Raw genomic sequence first — 21,208 nt, 5'->3', positions numbered from 1 at the left:
ATTTTAATACTGATGTTTAAATGTGGAGTTTTTACTACACACTTTAGGTTAGTGGCATCATGCTTGTCTAATTGTTAACACAAAACTTTAACAAAATGACAAAGATTGAGTTTAACACCCTTGTACTACGTCAGGCGACTTCTTTAAGATCATACGCTTTACATTTCACGCATGACGCAGACGATGCTAACGACCTTGTCCAGGATACAATGTTGAAGGCCATAACTTATTACAACAAGTTTAAGGAAGGCACCAATTTAAAAGGATGGTTATATACCATCATGAAAAATACGTTCATCAACAACTATCGCCGTTTTGTTAAAATGAGCACCTTCGTTACTAAAAGTGATGAAATATCATCACCTAACCTGGTATTTAGTTCAACCAAAAACCAGGGCGAAGCTAAATTTGTAATGGATGATATTAAAAAAGCTTTAGACAGGCTGCCCGAAGATTATTATGTACCCTTCACCATGTACTTTGAAGGTCATAAATACCATGAAATTGCCGATCACCTGGATATCCCGATCGGTACTGTAAAAACCCGTATTCACGTAGCACGCAAGCTGCTAAAGAAAAACCTTAAAGCATACGATAACGGAATCGCCAAACCCGTTTATGCCGAGAATTAATGTTCAATTAAACTCCATCATATACATATAATAGGAAACCCGCCCCATGAGGCGGGTTTTTTGTTTGTAAAGAAAATGGTTCCCAAAAATCATGTCATTGCGAGCGCAGCGTGGCAATCTCGTAGCCAATGCATATAGCTATGAGATTGCTTCGTACCTTATAATGATGTAATCTTAAGTTTTTGATTATTAGGATTGTTTTTTTTGATCGGTTTTATAACATGGGCGTTGCCTGCGGCCCGGGCTGTACGCTCATACTACACGGGCCTTAGCCACAGGCCGGTATCTGCTCCCATTCCTAACGCAACCCAGCGCACTATCTCTAAAACATATTTTACACATCATCACAATTTTTTCCAGGGCTTTCCTGGTGGTTACTCGCAATGACATGTTTTTTTAAAGAGTGGAAGTAAAGCCTTATTTTGATAATATTTTCACTGCTTCCGAAGCCACCACCTGCCCGGATATAATAGCCGGCGGCACGCCCGGCCCCGGCACTGTGAGCTGACCGGTATACAGCAAATTATCTACATGTTTTGCCCGCATAGCGGGTTTAAAAAAAGCGGTTTGTGCAAGTGTGTTGGCTAATCCGTAAGCGTTGCCTTTAAAAGAGTGGTAGTCGGCCTTGAAGTCATTGAGCGCATAGCTCCGTTTCACTATTATCGAATCGCGGATGTCCTGCCCGGTAATGTGGGTAAACCTGTCCATCATCAGGTTGAAATATTTTTCGCGGATGGTTTCATCATCATTTAATCCCGGGGCTATCGGCATCAGGAAAAACAAGTTCTCACCGACCTCTAGCGCTACGGTGCTGTCTGTTTTTGAAGCGCAGCAAACGTAAAATAATGGATTGGTTGGCCATTGCGGTGAAGTGTAAATTTCTTTGGCATGCAGCTCAAAATCTTCATCAAAAAATAAATTATGATGCTGTATGCCGGGTACTTTTTTATTGGTGCCGATATAAAAAAGCAAGCTCGATGGCGACATGGTCCGGCTATCCCAATATTTGCTTGTGTAATTACGATTAGGCGCATCAATTAAATGCTGGTCAACATGTTCATAATCTGCCCCGGCAATTACCATATCGGCAGTAAATGCGCCTTTATTGGTTTGTATAGTATCAACCTGTTTATCTTTTACATTGATCTTTATAACCTCAGTATCCAATTTAATCTCAACCCCGAGTTCGGTAGCCATGTTTACCATCGCTTTTACAATCTCATTCATGCCTCCCATGGGATACCAGGTTCCCAGCGAAAGATCGGCATAGTTCATCATGCTGTACATGGCAGGGGTGTTTTGCGGCGTAGCGCCTAAAAACAACACCGGAAACTCAAGTAACTTAACCAGTTTAGGGTTTTTAAAATGCTTGCGTACATGACTGCTCATGCTGGTAAGCAGTTGAATACTGAAGCTTTTCTTGATGAGATTGAAATCAATAAACTCGGTAATGGAGTGGGAGGGGCGGAAAACGTATTCGCCCATACCAACTTTATATTTATACTCGGCCTGAGCTAAGAATTCTTTTAATGCTTTGCTGCTGCCGGGTTCCGTTTGCTCAAACAGGGCTTCGAGTTGAGTCATATCTGCGGGCACATCCAATATTTCGTTTTGGCTGTAATAAATGCGATAGCCGGGATCAAGTCTTTTAAGTTGATAATAATCGGCAGTTTTTTTACCAAACAACGCGAAGAAATTTTCAAACACATCGGGCATCCAATACCAGCTTGGCCCCATGTCAAACCGGAAGCCGTCCTGCTCCCAAAGCCGGGCGCGCCCGCCGGGCTGATCGTTTTTCTCCAATATGGTAACTTTGTATCCTTCTTTAGCCAAAACACAGGCCGCTGATAAACCTGCAAAGCCCGAACCAATAACAATAATATGCTTGCTGCTGCTCATGTTTAATGTGAAGCCCAAGGTAAGCAAATTGTTTTAGGCTCATTAAAAAACAATCCGGCTTCGAATTTGTACTTTTGAACAAATGACCACGCAAAGGCCGATGATGAACCTGTACGATGAAGCATGTTTTGAATGCAGTAAACTGATAACCAAAAAATACAGCACTTCATTCAGTCTCGGTATTAAAACCTTCGATAAAAGGTTCCGGTACCCAATTTATGCCATTTATGGTTTTGTGCGTTATGCCGATGAAATTGTGGATACTTTTCATAATTATGATCAGCAGCAGTTGATTGAAAGGTTTAGCGATGAAACTTTTCGTGCTATTAAAGAGGGGATAAGCACTAACCCGGTTATTCATTCTTTTCAGCAGATTGTAAATCAGTATCATATCGATCATGAATTGATCCGGGCTTTCCTGAGGTCGATGGCGATGGATCTGGATAATAAAGCATACGATAAGGATACCTATCAAAAATACATCTACGGTTCGGCAGAGGTTATCGGGCTGATGTGTTTAAGGATATTTACCAGCAATGATGCTTTGTATCAGTCGCTTATTCCCAATGCAAGGAGCCTGGGTGCAGCCTTTCAGAAAGTGAATTTTTTGCGCGATGTTAAGGCCGATTATACCGAACGCGGTCGTACCTATTTTCCGGGGATTGATTTCAATAATTTTACCGAACAGGATAAATTGGCCATTGAAGCCGAAATTAAACACGACTTTGACCAGGCACTGGAAGGTATTAAGCGTTTACCGGTAGGCACCCGGCTTGGAGTTTATATTGCTTATATTTACTACCTGCAGTTGTTTAAGAAAATAAGTTATACGCCTGCCAGCGTCATATTGCAAAAACGCATCAGGGTATCGGATGCGCGCAAAATGAGTTTATATGTCAAAGCTGTGCTGCAGCAAAAATTAAATGCTATTTAATGTTCAGAAAGATATTTTTTATAGCCAATATTTGGGCGCTGGTATTCGTTGTGCAATCAGTTAAAGCGGAAGAGCCTAATCTTAAAGTGTTACGTAAACAAATGGTTATTGCCATTGATAAAAGCCAGCTAACCGACTCATTGTATAATAGCCTTGATCATATTAAAGAAAAAAGTGGCATTGTGAACGGCTTTGTGGGTGCGTTACTGGCCTTAAAAGCTAAACATGCCTGGAACCCCTATTCTAAAATAAAGTATCTTAACAGATCAGAGAAGGTATTTAAACAGGCAGTAATGGCCGATCCGCATAATATCGAGATCCGGTTCATGCGCTTTTCTATCGAACATAACGTACCCGCTATTTTAGGCTTTAATAAAGATCTGGCAGCCGATAGCGAAGATATTATAGCGCAACTGGATAAAAAAAACTACGGCTCGGCCGATAAGGAACTGACCATAGCAATTATCAAATTCCTGATCCACTCCAAAAGGTGCACGCCGGCACAAAACCAAATCCTTAATAAACATTTAACCGAACTTACGTGAGATACACCTATTTGCTGATCAACCTGCTAACGGTATTTTTTCCCGTTGTGCTTTCGTTTGATAAAAGGGTACAATTTCACAAAAACTGGAAATTTATATGGCCGGGCATGACTGTTACTGGTCTGTTTTTTTTGTTTTGGGATGTGCTTTTCACCATCCACGGCGTTTGGTCGTTTAATCCGGCATACATTATCGGCATTAAGTTTTTTGGTTTGCCCTTAGAGGAAATCCTGTTCTTTTTAACGGTGCCTTTTTCCTGTATATTCATTTATGCCTGCCTTAATTATTATGTAAAATGGCTGATGCCATACAGGCTTACAAGTATTATAAGCAGCCTGATGATATTACTGGCTATTTTAATGCTGATATTTTATCATGACCGGCTTTACACCACGGTTACTTTTGGATTATTGCTGGTATTGGTTTTACTGATTCAATACGTTTTTAAAGCCGATTGGCTTAACCGGTATTACCTGGCCTATGTTGTAGCACTTTTGCCGTTTTATATTGTAAATGGCATATTAACGTCGGTGCCGATTGTGTTGTATAACAATGCCGAAAACCTTGGGAAACGGGTGGGTACTATCCCGTTTGAGGATCATTTTTACCTGATGGCTTTATTGCTGATGAATATTGGTTTTTTTGAATATTTTAAACAGCGGAAATTAAGCTGATGAGCGAGCTGCCAACATACACTAAATCACAACTGGCCTTACGTAACGGCCAGGATAAGCCCCAGACCTGGGTGGCTTACAAAGGCGATATTTATGATGTAACCGAAAGCCGCCTATGGCGTAATGGTAAACACTATGAACACTGGGCGGGCCAGGACCTTACAGATGAACTTGCTGACGCCCCGCATACAGAAACAGTATTTGAAAAGTTTAAAAGAGTAGGAAAATTAAGCCCCGCATAGATAGCTAAGCGGGGCTTGTTTTTTTAAAGTCCTCCCTTGGGGGAGGATTTAGGTGGGGTGTTACAATTCAAATTTAGCCAGGCCAACAAACTCCTGGATACGAGCTGCAATTTCTTCTTCGCTCAGGTTTCTTAACCTTTCTGAGCCAAATTTTTCAACGCAGAATGAGGCCAGTGCCGAACCAAAAATGATGGCGTTTTTCATATTGTTGAAGTTAACGGTACCCACTTTGGCCATATAACCAATAAAGCCACCAGCAAAAGTATCACCGGCACCTGTTGGGTCAAATACTTCGGCCAATGGAAGGGCAGGGGCGCTGAAGATCTGATTTTCATGGAACAACAATGCGCCATGCTCGCCTTTTTTAATGATGAGGTATTTAGGGCCCATGGTTAATATTTTACGGGCAGCCTTAACCAATGAAAATTCACCTGATAGCTGACGTGCCTCGGCATCATTGATGGTTAAAACATCAACCATTTGTATGGTTTTTAGTAATTCATCAAGGGCAATGTCCATCCAAAAGTTCATGGTGTCCATTACAATAAGCTTTGGACGGTTTTTAAGGCGGTTGATCACCGTTTGCTGTACCTGCGGCGATAGGTTACCCAGCATCAGGTATTCGCAATCCTGGTAGCTGTCGGGGATGATTGGATCGAAAGCTTCCAAAACATTGAGCTCGGTAACCAGGGTATCGCGACTATTCATGTCATTATGGTAACGACCGCTCCAGAAAAATGATTTTTCGCCCTGTTTTATCTGCAGGCCTTCGGTGTTAACGTTGTGATTTTGCAGGTCCTCAATTTCGTGCTGCGGGAAATCATCGCCAACAACAGCAACAATTTTTATTTTATCATAAAAGTAAGAAGCGCCCAAGCTTGCAAAAGTTGCAGAGCCGCCTACTATTTTATCGGTTTTACCAAAAGGGGTTTCAATGGCATCAAACGCCACAGTGCCAATAACTAACAAACTCATGTAAAGATATTTATATTTTTTCGCCGCAAATATTGCGAAAATTAAGGGATAATCATTCATCGGTGTCCATTTGTAACGCCAATTTTCATCAGTGAAAACATCATGCAGGCAGATTTTGTAAACTTGACAACGGAAAAAACAATATCTGCGGAGAAATTTACCAGTTGTTAAAGAACCCATAGTATGTGATGGAATCTTAAATAGCAGGAAATCAGCAAGTAAAAAAGCAGCTAAAAAATATTTGAAATTTTTTTGAATAAAAATTGTGAAATATCCGACGAGTTTTTACCTTTGCCCCACTCCAAACCGGATTAGATTCCTGAGTAGCTCAGCCGGTTAGAGCATCTGACTGTTAATCAGAGGGTCGCTGGTTCGAGCCCAGCCTCAGGAGCAAAAGCCTCACATGTCTGTGAGGCTTTTTTTATACCTTTTATTTTGCTCAAAAGAGCGATTCCAGAGGACCGGCTTGAAAAGTTGAGAGAAATATACGTGCCAACGTCGGTCAATCATAACACAGATTCTTGTTCTTTTCATCTCGTAAATCAGCAAATCAGCAGGATTTAAAATAACTTCCATCTTCTTCCATTTTTTAACACACATCAATGTTTATTCATTTTCTGCTTTTCAATTTTGTAGCATGGAAACAGAAACATTAGAAACCTTACATAACATCGATATTGAAGAAAAGCCTACCCACAATATAGCCAACCTGAACATTGCTATTGCCGGTATTTCCATTAGCTTGTTTATGATGAACCTTGACACAAGTATTGTGAGCGTAGGATTGCCAACCATGATCAAAACGCTAAAAACAACTTTTGCCGCGGCGCAGTGGTTTGTACTGGCCTACCTGCTTGTGCTTACCGCTTTAATTACCGCTGTAGGCAGGCTTGGCGATATTGTTGGTAAAAAGAAATTGTACCTGGCGGGTATTGTAATATTTACCATAGCTTCCCTGCTTTGTGGCATATCAAACAGCGCAACGTTATTTATCGTATTTCGCGGTTTACAAGGTTTGGGGGCAGCCTTAATATTGGCCTTAAGTATGGCTATTGCAACCGAGCTTACGCCCAAAAAGCAGCTTGGCAAAATAATGGGTATTTTATCAACGATAACCGCACTGGGCATTGCAAGCGGGCCAACCATTGGCGGCATATTGCTCTCTACTTTTGGGTGGCAGTCTATGTTTTTAGTAAATGTTCCGTTTGGAATAGTAGCTTACGGATTGGGCTATAAGTATATATTGAGCCCTGCCATTAAAAAAACGATATCTATTGATTGGGTTGGAATAGTTTTATTGGCAGTAACCTTATCGTGCTACTGTATCGGTATGACAATGATTGAAAAAAGTGGTTTTAGCAACCCTTTAGTTTTAATATTATTAGCAATTACTGTTGTTGGTTTATTTTCATTTATTGAATTAGAAAAAAGGATAACCCATCCGTTAATAAATGTCGCTATTTTTAAAAACAGGCTTATCAGTAAAAATCTGCTTGCTACGGTACTCGTTTACACCGTAATTATTACCACGGTAATATTGCCGCCGTTCTATCTTTCAAAGGCAGCCAATTACAGCCTGGTACAAGTTGGTCTAATTATGTCTTTCGGGCCTTTATTAACTGTTGCGCTAAGCATTTATGCAGGTAAAATTGCAGATAAGTATGGCGCAAAAAATGTGATGTTTTATGCTGTACTTACCATAGCAATTGGATGTTTTTGTATGAGTACAATTACCCCGGCTCAAAATATTACAGGTTACCTTTGGCGGATAGGAATAATTGCGCTGGGGTTAAACTTTTTTAAAACGCCTAACAACACCGTTGTTATGGAAGTAGCTCGGCCAGATCAGCGCGGGCTGCTCAGCGGCTTTCTGTCGCTGTCGCGGATTTTAGGGCAAATAACCGGCACAACAGTTATTGGGGTTATATTCGCTGTTTTGTCGGGCGTGTCGGGTACTTCAAAAATGGGCGGTTCGCCACAATCAATAACATATGGCTTTGATAAAGTATTTTTGATAAACGCATTTATTGCATTGTTTGCCGCGTTGTTAATTTACCCCAAATTCTTTAAGCAAAACGCATAATTTTATCAGGTAATAAATTCTATTGCATATTTATGAAAGAAGCATTGGCCAAATACATCCTGAAAAAGGTTAAAATGAGTGATGAAGATTTGCAGTTGATCCTTTCATATTTTAAATCGCGTACGGTTAAAAAGAAAGAAATTTTATTACACGAAGGCGGTTTGTCAAACAGGATGTATTTTGTTGTGAAGGGTTGCTTACGGATTTATTTTATAAAGGACGTTGGTACGGAAGTTACCCGGAGGATCATATTTGAAAATGATGCATCATCGTCGATGGTGTCGTTTATTACCGAAAACCCTTCGAATGAATATATTGAAGCTGTAATGGATTCAGAGCTACTTTATATGGACAGGAAGGATTTTTACCACCTGGTAGAAACATTGCCCGCATGGGAAAAGTTCTATCGCCATCAACTGGAATATGCCTACGTGATAAATACCAACCGGTTAATGAGTTTCATTACCAACGACGCTACCGAGCGCTATTTACTACTGCTTAAAGAAAACCCTGAGATCATAAAACGTTTACCCAACAGATTGGTGGCTAATTATTTGAATATTACACAAGAAGGTTTAAGCAGGCTGAAGTCAAAATTATAGAATGCCTTACTATAAATGAATGGGAAACCGTTAATTCCAAAGCTTATTATCTTGCCAATTGATGCACATAGCTTTTTGCTGTAATCCGGTAAACTCCCCCGGGTTTTGAGTAAAACATGCGAAAATGAGACAATATGCGCCCACTTTGATACAATATGAAGATATCCGGGCAATGCTTTTACCTACTTTTACGATTTGAATAAAATATCAATTATATACTATCCATGAACCAATCTAACCGACTTAAGTCATTGGTCGTGCTGGCCTATGCATGTCTTGCCGGTACAGTGCATGCGCAGGAAAGAAAAGCACCTGCGTATCCGCTCATCACCCACAACACCTACTTTAGCATCTGGTCAAACACCGATCAGCTGAACAACTCTACCACAACACATTGGACAGGGGCCGAACACTCACTATTGGGGCTGATTAATGTGGATGGGAAGATTTATCGTTTCCTGGGAAAAGAGCAAACCAATTATAAAACAATATTAAACGCCTCTGATGAAGCGACTTATAACGTTAGTTATACAGAAAATAAACCAGAGGGCGACTGGACCTCGTTAAAATATGGTACTACCGGCTGGAAGTTGGGACAGGCACCGATTGGCGACGATGAGAAGAGTGTAAAAACGCTATGGAAATCGGACGACATTTGGGTAAGGCGGACTTTTAATCTTAACTCGGTTTCTGCCATTAATGAGCTTTTTCTGAAACTGAACCATGACGATAATGTTGAGGTGTTTCTGAATGGCACCAGGATTTACGAAAAGAAGGGCTGGACAAGTAGTTTTCAATATTTTCCAGTCAATAAAAGCGCACTTAAAGCAGGGCAGAACGTGATTGCCATCCATCTCGCTAATTCGGCAGGTGGCCGCTTTTTAGATTTTGGCCTTGTTGATAAATTGAAAGACAATGCCGCCCAAATATCACTGGCCGAACAGAAAAATGTAGAAGTTAAAGCAACGCAAACCGTTTACAATTTCGCCGCCGGAAAAGTAGATCTTCAGCTAACCTTTACTTCACCTCTGTTGTTGAATGACCTGAATTTATTATCCCGTCCGGTTTCTTACGTTGCATATAAAGTGAATGCAAACGATGGGAAAAACCACGCTGTAAAAGTTTTTCTTGGCGCGTCATCTGATATCGCAGTCTATCAGCCAACACAGGCGGTTAGTGCGCAGAAATATGCTACTGCGAAGCTTTCAGTCTTGAAAATAGGCACTGTTGAGCAGCCCGTTCTTCAAAAGGGCGGCGACGACATGCGTATAGACTGGGGATATTTTTATGTAGCTGCGCCAAAAACTGCAGGCGCAGTTCAGTTTATTACCAAAGGCAACGAAGCCGCCGACGCATTCAGGAAGGGATCTGTTTTATCAACCGAAACTAAAGGCCATTCACTTTCATTAAATACCATTGTTCCTTTCGGAACTATTGGCAAAACTGCTGTTGAGCGTTTTGTTGAGTTGGGTTATGACGAAGGGGTTTCTGTGCAGTATTTCAATACCAATTTGAGGCCATGGTGGAACAACTCAGGTAAAGCTACCATTGAAGGCGAATTGACCGATGCCTTGAATGAATATCCTTCGGTTATGCAAAAGTGTAATACCTTTGATAAAGAGGTTTATGCGGACGCCCTACGCTCGGGAGGAAGAGAATATGCCCATTTGTGCGTATTGGCCTATCGTCAAAGCATTGCTGCACATGCGCTGGTAAAAAGCCCTGCAGGTGAAACCTTATGGTTATCCAAAGAAAACAATAGCGGCGGCTTTATCAATACCGTTGATGTCACTTACCCATCTGCCCCGTTATACCTTATCTATAACCCGGAATTGGTACAGGGCATGTTAAACGGGATATTTCATTTCAGTGAAACAGGCAAATATCCGCATCCATGGGCTGCGCACGATCTGGGCACTTATCCAAAGGCCAACGGGCAAACTTACGGCGAGCCAATGCCGGTAGAGGAATCTGGTAACATGATCATCCTTTGTGCTGCTATTGCTAAAGCGGAAGGTAATGCCGGCTACGCAAAAAAACACTGGCAAACGTTAACTACCTGGGTTGATTACCTTGCCAAAGAAGGCTTGGATCCCAAAACCCAGTTGTGTACAGATGATTTTGCCGGACATTTGGCCCGTAACGCCAACTTATCGGTAAAAGCCATTGTTGCGATAGCTTGTTACGCACAAATGGCCGAAACATTAGGTGAAACGGAAACTGCTAAAAAATATCGCGCCATAGCCGAAGGCATGGTACCTGAGTGGATAAAGATGGCTGATGCAGGCGATCACTATGCGCTCACCTTCGACAGCAAAGATACCTGGAGCCAGAAATATAACCTGGTTTGGGACAAGGTACTGGGACTGCATTTATTTCCGCAGAAAGTTTATGATACCGAAACCCGGTATTACCTTACTAAAATAAATAAGTTCGGTATTCCGCTGGATAGCCGTAAAGCATATACCAAGAACGATTGGATAGCCTGGACAGCAACTTTTGCCCCTCAAAAAGATCAGTTCGAAGCCCTGATCAAGCCGCTTTATATCCACGCTTTGGAAACCCAGTCACGCGTGCCGCTCAATGATTTTTACGATTCAAATACAGGCATAAGGGAAAACTTCAAAGCAAGAAGTGTAGTAGGCGGCTTTTATATGAAAATGCTGGCTGATAAATTAAAAGCAAAGTAACTTCCCGGGTAAATATTTAAGAGTCACATACTGCTTTTCTGTTAAGATTGACAGGACTGTATGTGGCTCTTATAATATCAGCGCCCTATTCTTTTATCCTGTAAAATGAATAATAACAACTTAAGTACTAAACCGCATTACCCGATATTGGATGGCTTACGCGGAGTTGCAGCCATTATCGTAGTTACCTTTCACCTAACCGAACCACTGGGAACCAGTCACCTGGATATCATCGTTAACCACGGCTACCTGGCTGTCGATTTCTTTTTCCTGCTATCAGGTTTTGTAATAGGCTACGCTTATGACGATCGCTGGGATAAAATGACAGTGGGCAGTTTCTTTAAACGCCGTATCGAGCGCCTGCAGCCAATGGTGGTTTTGGGGATGACACTGGGTGCTATCGGATTCTATTTTACCGACTCTGCTATATGGCCGCTAATCCATACTGTACCTGTGTGGAAAATGCTGCTGGTAATGCTGATTGGTTATACCATACTGCCGGTGCCTTTATCGCTTGATATACGTGGCTGGGAAGAGATGCACCCTATGAACAGTGTAGGTTGGTCGTTATTTTTTGAGTACGTCGCCAATATTCTTTATGCGGTTTGGATCAGAAAGTTTTCAAAAACTACATTAACTGTATTAGTTTGCATTGCAGCTGTAGCACTGGCGCATATGGCTATAACTAATGGAGATGTTAGCGGTGGTTGGACTTTAAATGCAGAACAGGTACGCGTAGGATTAACCCGTACAATATACCCTTTCTTTGCCGGCCTGTTGCTTTCACGCGTGGTAAAACCTACCCGTATTAAAAATGCATTTTTGTGGTGTAGTTTGTTGGTGGCTATCGTACTATACATGCCGCGCATCGGCGGCGCCAACCATCTTTGGATGAACGGGATCTATGAATCAGTTTGCATTATTATTGTTTTCCCGCTTATCGTTTACCTTGGTGCCAGCGGCGTAATACAAACTCAAAAAGAAAACAGGATATGCAAATTCCTGGGTGATATATCCTATCCGCTTTACCTGGTACATTATCCGCTGGTTTATTTTTATGTAGCATGGATCAGCAATCATAAAGGCGTAACCATAGTACAGGCCTGGCCTTATGCCTTAGCTATTTTGATAGGGGCAATAATCCTGGCGTATATCACTTTGAAATGGTACGATGAGCCGGTTCGTAAATGGTTGCGGAAAAAGCTTGGTTAAGAAATAACCTGTATTTGGCGATGAAACTACCCATTGTATTGAGCGTTTCGAAAAGCTACACAGACATGTGTGGCTTTTTTAATTCCCCAAGCCTGCACGCTTTCAGTGGTTTATGCCTCAATTTTTAACATGGGTAATGTTATGTTAATAACAAGTTGAATAAAATTGTGAAATATCAATGAAAATTATACTTTTGCAATCCCCAACCGGATTAGATTCCTGAGTAGCTCAGCCGGTTAGAGCATCTGACTGTTAATCAGAGGGTCCCTGGTTCGAGTCCAGGCTCAGGAGCCTCAAAATCAATGATTTAACCCCACTCTGGCGAGTGGGGTTTTTTGTTTCTCACACATTTCTCACACAATTTTGAAGTTTTTATAATCATGCATGATTTTCTGTACGAGAGCTCATGAGCACTTTATGATCTTTTTTGGACCAATAAAGCCATGATAGTCGATTTAGAACCAATGTAAAAAGATGGAGAAGATTAGTTAGCTGAATCTCGATCGCTTAATAAAAAACATCCCTGATCTGAATTAAAATATTTCAATATTGAATGTGTGTTTTCGGGCGGCGTAGATTTGTCATAGACTTAATTTACTCCGTCTTCACCATTCAAAAGGTACAGACATTATTGACGTAAAAAGAATCAAACAGCAAAAGGCATATGTTATGATATACCTAATCTTTGAAGTTTGTTAATTACTATAGTTTGAGTTTGACCATTTGAGTGATTGGCAAAACTAAATGTTCCATTCATGCCGTCGAAATTACCTAAATAATTTCCGTAAAACATTTCTCCACTCTCATTCATAATATGAATATAATCTCCTATTGTTAAATTAAGTTTAGTTAAATCGTAATTTGTCATGTGCTTAAGCTTTAGATATCAAATTAAAAATTTGTTAAGTGTATCAACGGTATTTTCAAGCAATGAAGGAATTTTACCTTTTAAAACCTGAGTATAGCTCACCACATCTTTACTAGAAGCATCGACGGTCAAACAGTAATTAGGATCTACATTATATTTTTTTGAATAGATAAGTGTTAAGTATCGGAATAAAGACTCAGAATAAATTCCCAAATCGCCTGGTTTGAAACCATCTAACCAAACAACAAACCAAATACCTCCTATGCTTGACTTTCCTTTATCTTCATAGGAAAAAATATGATGTGGAAGAACCTGTATAGGTATATCTTTTATAGTTAACATTAATTTTGATTTAGTAAGAAATCGCAAATCTGTTGGGGGGCGCCAAATTGAGAAATCGAAGGTTGTATAACTGTGCAGTATTTCAAGGTTCCGTTTGTACATTCTTTTCGTACTTTCTTTTCTTGCCGACTCATAAACACTTGACACGGAGTCTATCTTTTCTTGGATTAGTTTGTTATCATTATACTTAAAAGCATTACTTAATCCACTTGTGCTTCTTTTCCAGTAATCTCCTCCACTACTGTCATCAGACTTAGGCATTTTTGGAGTTTTGAGGCTATTTGCAAAAGTCGAGCGCCTTCTTTCAGATAATCTTCTGAATTCAATTAATTTTTTTACAGGCACTTTATTAATCATGGTAATAGCTTGAGTAGTTCCAATGCTCTAATTTACTATAACTTATGTAATTTTTGCATTCTCTTTTTTGTTTCACTTGGGTTTTCTGAAAGAAAGCTTAGTAAAGGGAAATAGTAATCAAAAAAATGCATAAAGGAAGGTTCGAGTTTCGGTCATCATTGATCGTTTACAGCATCATAAGCAGAGCATTTGCGGTAACTATTGCTGCCTAATAATCATTAAATAATTATTAATAAGTTAGTATCTTTATAAAATCTTAAACCTTGTTTACTTATTATGAGCTATTTAAAATCACAAATGCTTTATGACGATGGGAAGTATTATAAATGGGTGGCAAAAGCCGACCATGATAATCCTTACTACACGAAAGGAACTGATTGGTCTGAATTAAACAGAACCGAAGGCTATGAAATCCTATATTTTATTAACCATTTTGCTGATAAACATGTGTCGGGGGCGCCAACGTTGGAAACATACCAAAAAATAGAGAAAATGATTCGATATGATGTACCGCATAACCAACGTACACACAAGAAAATTGCAGATTGGATAATTAGCAATTGGCCAAGGTCTTAAATATTATTGATTCTATAATATATAGTAAAACATAAGATTAAAATAAATGGCAAAAAATGAATCTGCAGCTAAAACTCCAACGAGTAAACCTGAAATTAAGCGAGAAATAAGGCCATATCCAAGAATCACTTTGGAGAAATGTTTAATTATAGGTAGGAAAATAAGAGAACTTAATGGTGGAAATCCATGGAGCCCAAAAGAAGTTGGGAAAGCGATAGGATTCGCTATCACAAATAATGATTTTGTTTACTATGCTGCATCTTCTAGAGAGTTTGGAATAACGTCAGGAACGAGACATTCAGAAACAATTAATATCGAACCTTTGGGGAAAGAAATTATTTATGCTGATACACCTGAAATAGAAAGAGAAAAAAAAATTGAAGCTTTTTTGCAAGTTCCTCTTTTTAAAAAAGTTTTAGAACATTATAAGGGATCTGTTTTACCGGAGATGACTTATTTGGGCAATACCCTTGAGCATAAATTCAAATTAAATCCATCTTTCCACAAAGAATTTGCTGAGTTGTTCAATCAAAATTGTTCAGATCTTCATATAAACAAAGTAAATGATATAGACTATCAAACCAATTCAGATGATAGGTCAATCTTATTAGAAGATGTCGAGGTAGTATCCCATACATCTTCAAGCAGAGGGTCTAAAAAAGGGTTAAAGCGTATATTTGTAGCTATCCCTTTTAGTGAAAAAAACCCGGATAGGCCATTAGGCTTTTTTAAAGAGGTTTTACAGAGTTTGATAACCCCAGCAGTTGAAAAAGCTGGCTTTGAAGCCTATACCGCAAATATTAAAGGTAGTGACATTATTCATTCTACAATAATAAATGAATTATTAAATGCTGATTTGGTAGTAGCTGATTTGACCGATCATAATCCGAATGTTCTTTTCGAATTAGGAATGAGAATGGCTCTTGATAAACCTGTTGTGATTATTAAAGCTAAGGGAACTGGTAGCATTTTTGATGTTGATAATATGATGCGTTATTTTGAATATAACCCTGTTTTGTGGAAATCATCTATTGAAACTGACATTCCAGAACTTTCTGATCATATTAAAGCGGCTTGGGAAGGCAGAGATAGTACGCAAACATATATGAAGCTTTTACGCCAACGACAATAAGAGTTCTGGGTTTAATCTTAATATTCGCACTGTTGTTAAATTTAAGCATTCATTTTAAATAATGAATATGCAGCACCTACAAGAATTTCTTACCCGCATCCAAACTTTTGACTTGCGTATTGTCGAAGATGATATTCAAATGGAATCGGGTACGAATGAAAAGGAGCACGTTAAAGCCTATGATTTAACCTACCAAACTCAATACTATGATTCCTTTTCCTACAGGAGCGAACTAAGGGTATTAAAGGATATGGCTTTTATTGATTTAATTACGTTAGATAAAGAGCGCATTAAACTTCAGTTGGCTGAATTGTCTAAAGTTCGTAGCCGGTTTAAAGAGTTTTGGGGTAATTATAATCAGCACTATTCGGAAATGAAGCTGATTTATGATCGCTCTTTTATTTTTTCTGTCCGCTTGGATTATTTGTTTATCGTGAATAACCTTCAGTCTGACGGCGCTGATATTGAAGTGACCTCCAAATTTGCGGAGGACCTGGGCGATTCTGTTAAGTTACGTGAGAAGTTTCTGATGGAACTAATCTATGATGCTGAAAACTCGATCAAAGAACATCTTTCATTTGAAGACTTTCAAAAATCACTTCATGCTAAAAAGCAGGAGGCCATTCAGGCTGATGAGCCGACAGAAATAAGTAAAGTACAGGAAGCGGTGTTTGAAAATGAACCACCCACTAAATCAATAGATCGCTACCCGACTTTCAAACCAGGCATAGCCTCGCAACTGCTCGACTTATTAAGAGAGTATTTTGTTTCTGCAGATCACTCCAAACTTGAAAGACTGTTATTATCAGATGAGGCACCGGAGAGGCCGTTGGTTTTCCGTGGTTTTGGCAATCAGCTGGCCGATGCATTCAAACAGTTATTTGATGCCCGGCTTATCGTAGGTTGCCAGATGGCAGACTTGGAGCGATGGATCGCTCCAAAATTTAATTATCTTTCTAATCAAGCCGAAGCAAGGGAATTAACGGAGGGCTATCTCAACGGTCTAATGTCTACCAAAACCCGACCCTGCAAATCCCCTATCCTTAAAATTGAACAAAAGGAGGATAAATTTTATATCCTACCTACGCCTCGTAACAAAAGATAACAAAGAAATGAGTGGGTTGCAGTGAGGTTACAGTTTACCCTCTTGTAACCCAGCAAAACAAGCCACTACAATTGCAGCATTAAACAAATAATGCGCAATGGAAACACTAACATTTGACCAATTACCGCAAGCGGTAAGCAAACTTCAGGATAAGCTTGAAAGCATTGAACAGCTTTTACTTCATCAGCATGAGCAGCCACCCGGACACGAAGAACTCCTGACCATTTCTAACGCTGCCAAATTTCTAAATCTCTCCGTACCCACAATTTACAGCAAAGTATGCCGTAAAGAAATCCCCGTGAATAAGCGCGGCAAGCGGCTGTATTTCTATCGATCCGAATTGACGGAATGGATTAAGTCTGGCCGGAAGAAGACAGCGGACGAAATCAGAGAAGAGGCGGTACAGCAGTTTACTGGCTCTCGAAAAAGCCCAAAAACTTATTAAGCAAATAAGCATTTCGAGCTAAAGCCCGAAATCTAAAATCAAACCAAATGGAAAAGTCGCAAGTCCCGGATACGAAGTATTCGGCTAACACGAGGGGCATTAGCCCCAAAGTGGAGCCAGCTATGTTTCGGCCCTGCCGAAACTTGCTGGCCCCCACTCATGCTATCGCATTCGGGGGGTATTTTAAAGAATTTAATCTTATGAAAGGCTTAATCAAAAAGACAGGTAAGGCGGTTGGTGAGGAAAAAAAAGGAAGAATCAACAAGGGGGGACGCCCTAAGGTGCCGCATAAAAAAAGTGAAGCCCTAAGTGTTATGTGCAACCTTTTAGAGAAAAAGATTATCCAGGCAAATGCCCGGAATGTTGGGAAAACAGTATCTGTATTTCTCCGTGATCTTGGTTTGCACAATCGGGCGGTGATCAGGGTACGAACGCTACCGAGGTCAGTGTTGCAATTGACAGGAACCTTGAATCATATAGCTGCCAATATAAACCAGCTTGCTAAAAAGCATAACCAGGGAAATGATCTCAACGGTATGGAAAGAGCCTTGCTTAACCAAGAGATCAGGAGCCTGCAAACATTGGTTAAGGACATTAAAAACTCTATATCATGATTGGTAAAATAGGAACTGGTAAAAGTTTTCGGGGGTGTCTGAATTATCTTTTCGAAGGTCGTTTGCAACAAACTAAGGCGATGCAGTTACACGAGATGGAAAAGAAACAAGCAGAAGTGATTGCCTACAACCAATGTTTTGGTGATAAGCGGCAACTGGTCCGTGATTTTATTGAAGTGAGTAAGCTTAACTCAAATGTCAGTAAGCCAGTATTCCATTTAGCGATCAGCTTTGCCCACGGTGATGCGGGCAAATTAAATCCCCAGGACAAAGTTGACATGGCTGAAAAGCTGGCCAAAGAGTTTATGTTTCATAATAACCAGTACGTAGTGATTGAGCATAGTGACAGGCAACATCAGCACCTTCATATTGTGGCCAACCGTATCGGTTACGATGGCAAAACAGCCACTGACAGCAATAGCTATAAACGCATGGCAGAGTACTGCCGAAAGATGGAACTGGAATATAAACTCACCAAAGTATTAAGTCCCAATAAATTTTTAAGACCCGAACAAAGAGTATCACAAGAGAAGAGGGTTGATCAGCGGAAGGAGGCTTTAAAAAATCATTTATTACAGGCTATTAAACAATGTAAAGATTTACCAGCATTAAAAAAGTACATGGAAAAGCAAGGTTATGCCGTAGAGCTTGGGCGAGGTATTGCATTTATAGATAAGCAGCAAGTCCGTTTCAAAGGCAGTCAGGTTGGTTATGCTTTGATGGATATTGAAAAAAAGCTTAAACAGGAACAGTTATTAAAACAACAGCAAATACAGCAGCAACGGCTACAAGAACAAAAACAACAGCAAGAATTAACTAAAGAACAGGAACAAAAACTTAACTATTCGAAAGGAATTTCAATATGAAGACACAGGAAGAAACACCAATGTATGATATAACGCTAACAGAAATGCTTAAAGAGGTCTTTTTGCACAATAAGCAAATGCAGGACTTTATGAGTATGCAAAAAGAAAAGCTTGATGAAAAAGACAGGATTATAGAGACTGGTAAAAAGCAGACTGAAAGATTGATTAATAGTTTTGAAGCTAAATTTAGCAATATACAGGTGCAGGCACCAAAGCCAGATCTTTCGATGGTTAATCAAACATTAGCCAGTAGTTTGTTTACCATCAATCAAACTATTGAAAAAGGGCCTAAGCCGGTTACTAAGCAAATAAGGTTTCAAATATTCCCGGAGCAAATGAGAAGCCCCGAATATTACAAAATAATGGTATGGGGCGTGTTGGGTTTTGTTTTTTTAATTATGGTTTATTTGTTGTTGAATAAACTTATCAAATAAATCAGTACGTAAACAAGCAGTCGTTAAGCGGCTGCTTGTTTGTGGATCAATCTCTAAATAGGTATTGTTTATTAGAAATAACTACCTATATTTACTTTTAATGTAACGATAAGACCCATTTTTTAGGTCTTATAATGACACTCGAAGTAATATGGCACATAGTGTTTACATATCATCCAACTTAACACAGCAACAACTTGAATTTATGAAGTTGCTGGATGATTATGAAATTGAGCTGTTTAAATTTGATGAAATTGAGAACCAAATCAATAGAAAGTTTGATAACCTCAACGAAGTCCTTGAAAATTTGGTCCATAAAGAGCTGCTTTCCCGGATAGAGCGCGGGAAGTTTTGCAAGGTTAATTTCCGTGATGAAAACGTAATCGGCACGTTTGTGGTAAAAAATAGCGCAGTGGCTTATTGGTCGGCTTTAAATCTACATGGGTTAACCGAGCAATTTTCTAATACAATATTTATTCAGACCACGCAGAGGAAAACCGATAATGTCCTTTTAGGAACCCCTTATAAATTTGTCACTATAAACCCTGGTAAGCGTACTGGTATTGTGTACAATGGATATGGTAATACAAAATATCCTATAACAGATATTGAAAAGACTATTATAGACTGTTTTGATCAACCACAATATTCTGGCGGTTATGCTGAACTAATAAGGGCTTTATCCCAGGCAGAAATTACTGCTGATAAGATGATCAATTATTGCCGAAAAGTTGGCAATACTGCTGCTACTAAAAGAATAGGATTTTTGGTAGAGTTATTTGAAAAGCCATCAATGGATAAATTTATTGATTTTGCAAAAGCGCAGATAAATAGAAAATATAACCTTTTTGATCCGCAGGGAACAGAGAAAGGTGAATTTATAGCAGCTTGGAAGTTAAGGCTGAATATCAGCAAAGATGAATTGCTTAACCTTTCAGACAAACAATATTAATGATACTAAAGAAGGAAATAGAGAAAATTGCGCTGCAAGAAAACGTGTCCCGTAGTACGGTAGATAAGGATTGGGTATTAGGCCATTTCATTGATGCCATATTCTCTATCCCATTGTGCCGGGATAGTCTTGTATTTAAAGGTGGCACCTGTTTGAAAAAGTGCTACATACCTGACTACCGATTTTCAGAAGACCTGGACTTTACCTCTGTAAACCCTGACTTTGTATTAAACCGCGAATTATTACAGGAAATAATCGAACTGATAACACAACGGACAGAAATTCCTTTATTTATTGATTCTATAAAAGAATTGAAGCATAAGGACATGCCTACCGGCTATGCAGCAATCATTAAATTTTGGGGAGCAGATCATTTAAAGAACCAGGCACCACCTCCACAGGAAAGATGGGCAACAAGCGTAAAAATAGAGATCATCCTTTATGAAAAAATGTTATTCCCGGTTAGTTTATGCCCCATAACACATGCGTATTCTGATAAACTGGCCTTAGCAGATCAAACTATCCCCTGTTATGATTTGCAAGAGGTAATGTCGGAGAAATTGAGGGCGTTAATACAGCGCTCTTATTCTGCGCCGAGGGATTATTTTGATATATGGTATCTATCCCATAAGCTTACAGCTATTGAATGGCCGATAATAGTAAAAGCGTTTCACAAAAAAATGGAATTTAAAAACTTGGAATTTACCGGAATAGACCAATTTTTAAATGATGATGTAGATAAAAAACTTACAGGGGCCTGGAAAAATAGCCTGGCTCATCAAATACCACATGAGCAATTGCCGCCTTATAGTCAGGTGAAAGAAGAGCTATCATTGTTGTTTGAAAGAATATTTAATGCCAATTGAGGCCAAGCGGCCGCGGCAGGTGGCTTCATTGCACCATACGCTATCGCGCTGGCTCCATTCCGCCGTCAGCCTCGCCGCCGCACAAGCAGGGATGAAATTCGCTGTCGCTCATTACATCCCTGCTATGGCCTACCCACTTAAAATGATTTACAATTAAGTCTGG

General features: G+C 39.7%; 22 protein-coding genes and 2 tRNA genes. 20 read left to right on the top strand and 4 right to left on the bottom strand.

Going from position 1 to position 21,208, the window contains the following annotated elements; genetic code table 11:
• Positions 1–95 precede the first annotated feature (95 nt).
• Entirely contained in the window at positions 96–632 is a 537-nt protein-coding gene (locus BMX50_RS26750) for an RNA polymerase sigma factor (RefSeq protein ID WP_090528721.1), read from the top strand.
• A gap of 417 nt (positions 633–1,049) precedes the next feature.
• On the opposite strand, the gene BMX50_RS26740 is transcribed toward BMX50_RS26750, so the two are convergent.
• Positions 1,050–2,531: a phytoene desaturase family protein gene (locus tag BMX50_RS26740; protein WP_091217538.1), complete on the bottom strand. Its 1,482-nt coding sequence runs from the start codon at positions 2,529–2,531 to the stop codon at positions 1,050–1,052.
• A gap of 82 nt (positions 2,532–2,613) precedes the next feature.
• Here BMX50_RS26740 and BMX50_RS26735 point away from each other — a divergent pair, with 82 nt between their 5' ends.
• The 4 genes from BMX50_RS26735 to BMX50_RS26720 are packed head-to-tail and all read left to right on the top strand — an operon-like array spanning position 2,614 to position 4,926.
• Positions 2,614–3,465 (top strand): phytoene/squalene synthase family protein, encoded by an 852-nt coding sequence (locus BMX50_RS26735; protein ID WP_244281110.1) that lies wholly within the window; start codon positions 2,614–2,616, stop codon positions 3,463–3,465.
• The gene (locus BMX50_RS26730; RefSeq protein ID WP_091217535.1) at positions 3,465–4,010 is read left to right on the top strand and encodes a hypothetical protein; all 546 of its coding nucleotides are present in this window, start codon (positions 3,465–3,467) and stop codon (positions 4,008–4,010) included. Before BMX50_RS26735 ends, BMX50_RS26730 begins: the two co-directional genes overlap by 1 nt.
• Positions 4,007–4,684, top strand: coding sequence for a lycopene cyclase domain-containing protein (locus BMX50_RS26725; protein WP_091217532.1), 678 nt, complete (start codon positions 4,007–4,009; stop codon positions 4,682–4,684). The genes BMX50_RS26730 and BMX50_RS26725 overlap by 4 nt, the downstream gene beginning before the upstream one ends.
• Entirely contained in the window at positions 4,684–4,926 is a 243-nt protein-coding gene (locus BMX50_RS26720) for a cytochrome b5 domain-containing protein (RefSeq protein ID WP_091217529.1), read from the top strand. The genes BMX50_RS26725 and BMX50_RS26720 overlap by 1 nt, the downstream gene beginning before the upstream one ends.
• A 60-nt stretch (positions 4,927–4,986) precedes the next feature.
• Here the strand turns inward: BMX50_RS26720 and BMX50_RS26715 are convergent, their stop codons facing one another.
• Positions 4,987–5,901, bottom strand: a complete 915-nt coding sequence (locus BMX50_RS26715; RefSeq protein ID WP_091217747.1) for a PfkB family carbohydrate kinase — start codon at positions 5,899–5,901, stop codon at positions 4,987–4,989.
• 317 nt (positions 5,902–6,218) lie between these two features.
• Here BMX50_RS26715 and BMX50_RS26710 point away from each other — a divergent pair.
• The 6 genes from BMX50_RS26710 (at position 6,219) to BMX50_RS26680 (ending at position 12,779) form a co-directional block, all read left to right on the top strand.
• Positions 6,219–6,292, top strand: a tRNA-Asn gene (locus BMX50_RS26710).
• A gap of 246 nt (positions 6,293–6,538) precedes the next feature.
• Positions 6,539–7,984, top strand: a complete 1,446-nt coding sequence (locus tag BMX50_RS26700; RefSeq protein ID WP_091217523.1) for an MFS transporter — start codon at positions 6,539–6,541, stop codon at positions 7,982–7,984.
• 32 nt (positions 7,985–8,016) lie between these two features.
• The gene (locus BMX50_RS26695; protein WP_091217519.1) at positions 8,017–8,586 is read left to right on the top strand and encodes a Crp/Fnr family transcriptional regulator; all 570 of its coding nucleotides are present in this window, start codon (positions 8,017–8,019) and stop codon (positions 8,584–8,586) included.
• Between the two features lie 224 nt (positions 8,587–8,810).
• Complete coding sequence (locus BMX50_RS26690; protein WP_091217516.1) at positions 8,811–11,276, top strand: glutaminase family protein; 2,466 nt, start codon at positions 8,811–8,813, stop codon at positions 11,274–11,276.
• 105 nt (positions 11,277–11,381) lie between these two features.
• Positions 11,382–12,488: an acyltransferase family protein gene (locus tag BMX50_RS26685; protein ID WP_091217513.1), complete on the top strand. Its 1,107-nt coding sequence runs from the start codon at positions 11,382–11,384 to the stop codon at positions 12,486–12,488.
• A 217-nt stretch (positions 12,489–12,705) separates the two neighbouring features.
• A tRNA-Asn gene (locus tag BMX50_RS26680) sits at positions 12,706–12,779 on the top strand.
• A gap of 376 nt (positions 12,780–13,155) precedes the next feature.
• Here the strand turns inward: BMX50_RS26680 and BMX50_RS26675 are convergent.
• Entirely contained in the window at positions 13,156–13,356 is a 201-nt protein-coding gene (locus BMX50_RS26675; protein ID WP_091217510.1) for a hypothetical protein, read from the bottom strand.
• A gap of 18 nt (positions 13,357–13,374) precedes the next feature.
• Positions 13,375–14,055: a hypothetical protein gene (locus BMX50_RS34350; protein ID WP_143065274.1), complete on the bottom strand. Its 681-nt coding sequence runs from the start codon at positions 14,053–14,055 to the stop codon at positions 13,375–13,377.
• Between the two features lie 276 nt (positions 14,056–14,331).
• Between BMX50_RS34350 and BMX50_RS26665 the strand changes: the two genes are divergently transcribed.
• The 9 genes from BMX50_RS26665 (at position 14,332) to BMX50_RS26625 (ending at position 21,045) form a co-directional block, all read left to right on the top strand.
• Positions 14,332–14,631, top strand: coding sequence for a hypothetical protein (locus tag BMX50_RS26665; protein WP_091217503.1), 300 nt, complete (start codon positions 14,332–14,334; stop codon positions 14,629–14,631).
• A 46-nt stretch (positions 14,632–14,677) separates the two neighbouring features.
• The gene (locus tag BMX50_RS34790) at positions 14,678–15,763 is read left to right on the top strand and encodes a TIR domain-containing protein (RefSeq protein ID WP_208864809.1); all 1,086 of its coding nucleotides are present in this window, start codon (positions 14,678–14,680) and stop codon (positions 15,761–15,763) included.
• Between the two features lie 67 nt (positions 15,764–15,830).
• Positions 15,831–16,868: a hypothetical protein gene (locus tag BMX50_RS26655; protein WP_091217739.1), complete on the top strand. Its 1,038-nt coding sequence runs from the start codon at positions 15,831–15,833 to the stop codon at positions 16,866–16,868.
• Positions 16,869–16,965: 97 nt separating this feature from the next.
• Positions 16,966–17,313 carry a helix-turn-helix domain-containing protein gene (locus BMX50_RS26650; protein ID WP_091217500.1) on the top strand — a complete coding sequence of 116 codons (348 nt, stop codon included), beginning with the start codon at positions 16,966–16,968 and terminating at the stop codon, positions 17,311–17,313.
• Between the two features lie 47 nt (positions 17,314–17,360).
• Complete coding sequence (locus tag BMX50_RS26645) at positions 17,361–17,927, top strand: plasmid mobilization protein (RefSeq protein WP_244281109.1); 567 nt, start codon at positions 17,361–17,363, stop codon at positions 17,925–17,927.
• Positions 17,924–18,793, top strand: a complete 870-nt coding sequence (locus tag BMX50_RS26640; RefSeq protein WP_091217498.1) for a relaxase/mobilization nuclease domain-containing protein — start codon at positions 17,924–17,926, stop codon at positions 18,791–18,793. Before BMX50_RS26645 ends, BMX50_RS26640 begins: the two co-directional genes overlap by 4 nt.
• Positions 18,790–19,227 (top strand): hypothetical protein, encoded by a 438-nt coding sequence (locus BMX50_RS26635; protein ID WP_091217495.1) that lies wholly within the window; start codon positions 18,790–18,792, stop codon positions 19,225–19,227. The genes BMX50_RS26640 and BMX50_RS26635 overlap by 4 nt, the downstream gene beginning before the upstream one ends.
• Before the next feature lie 205 nt (positions 19,228–19,432).
• The gene (locus tag BMX50_RS26630) at positions 19,433–20,179 is read left to right on the top strand and encodes a type IV toxin-antitoxin system AbiEi family antitoxin domain-containing protein (RefSeq protein WP_208864808.1); all 747 of its coding nucleotides are present in this window, start codon (positions 19,433–19,435) and stop codon (positions 20,177–20,179) included.
• Positions 20,179–21,045 carry a nucleotidyl transferase AbiEii/AbiGii toxin family protein gene (locus tag BMX50_RS26625; protein WP_091217488.1) on the top strand — a complete coding sequence of 289 codons (867 nt, stop codon included), beginning with the start codon at positions 20,179–20,181 and terminating at the stop codon, positions 21,043–21,045. The genes BMX50_RS26630 and BMX50_RS26625 overlap by 1 nt, the downstream gene beginning before the upstream one ends.
• Positions 21,046–21,208: the final 163 nt, after the last annotated feature.

The organism is Mucilaginibacter gossypiicola (assembly GCF_900110105.1).
GTDB lineage: Bacteria > Bacteroidota > Bacteroidia > Sphingobacteriales > Sphingobacteriaceae > Mucilaginibacter > Mucilaginibacter gossypiicola.
Note: the sequence above shows the minus strand (reverse complement) of the source record. Positions and strands in the feature narration are given on the sequence as shown.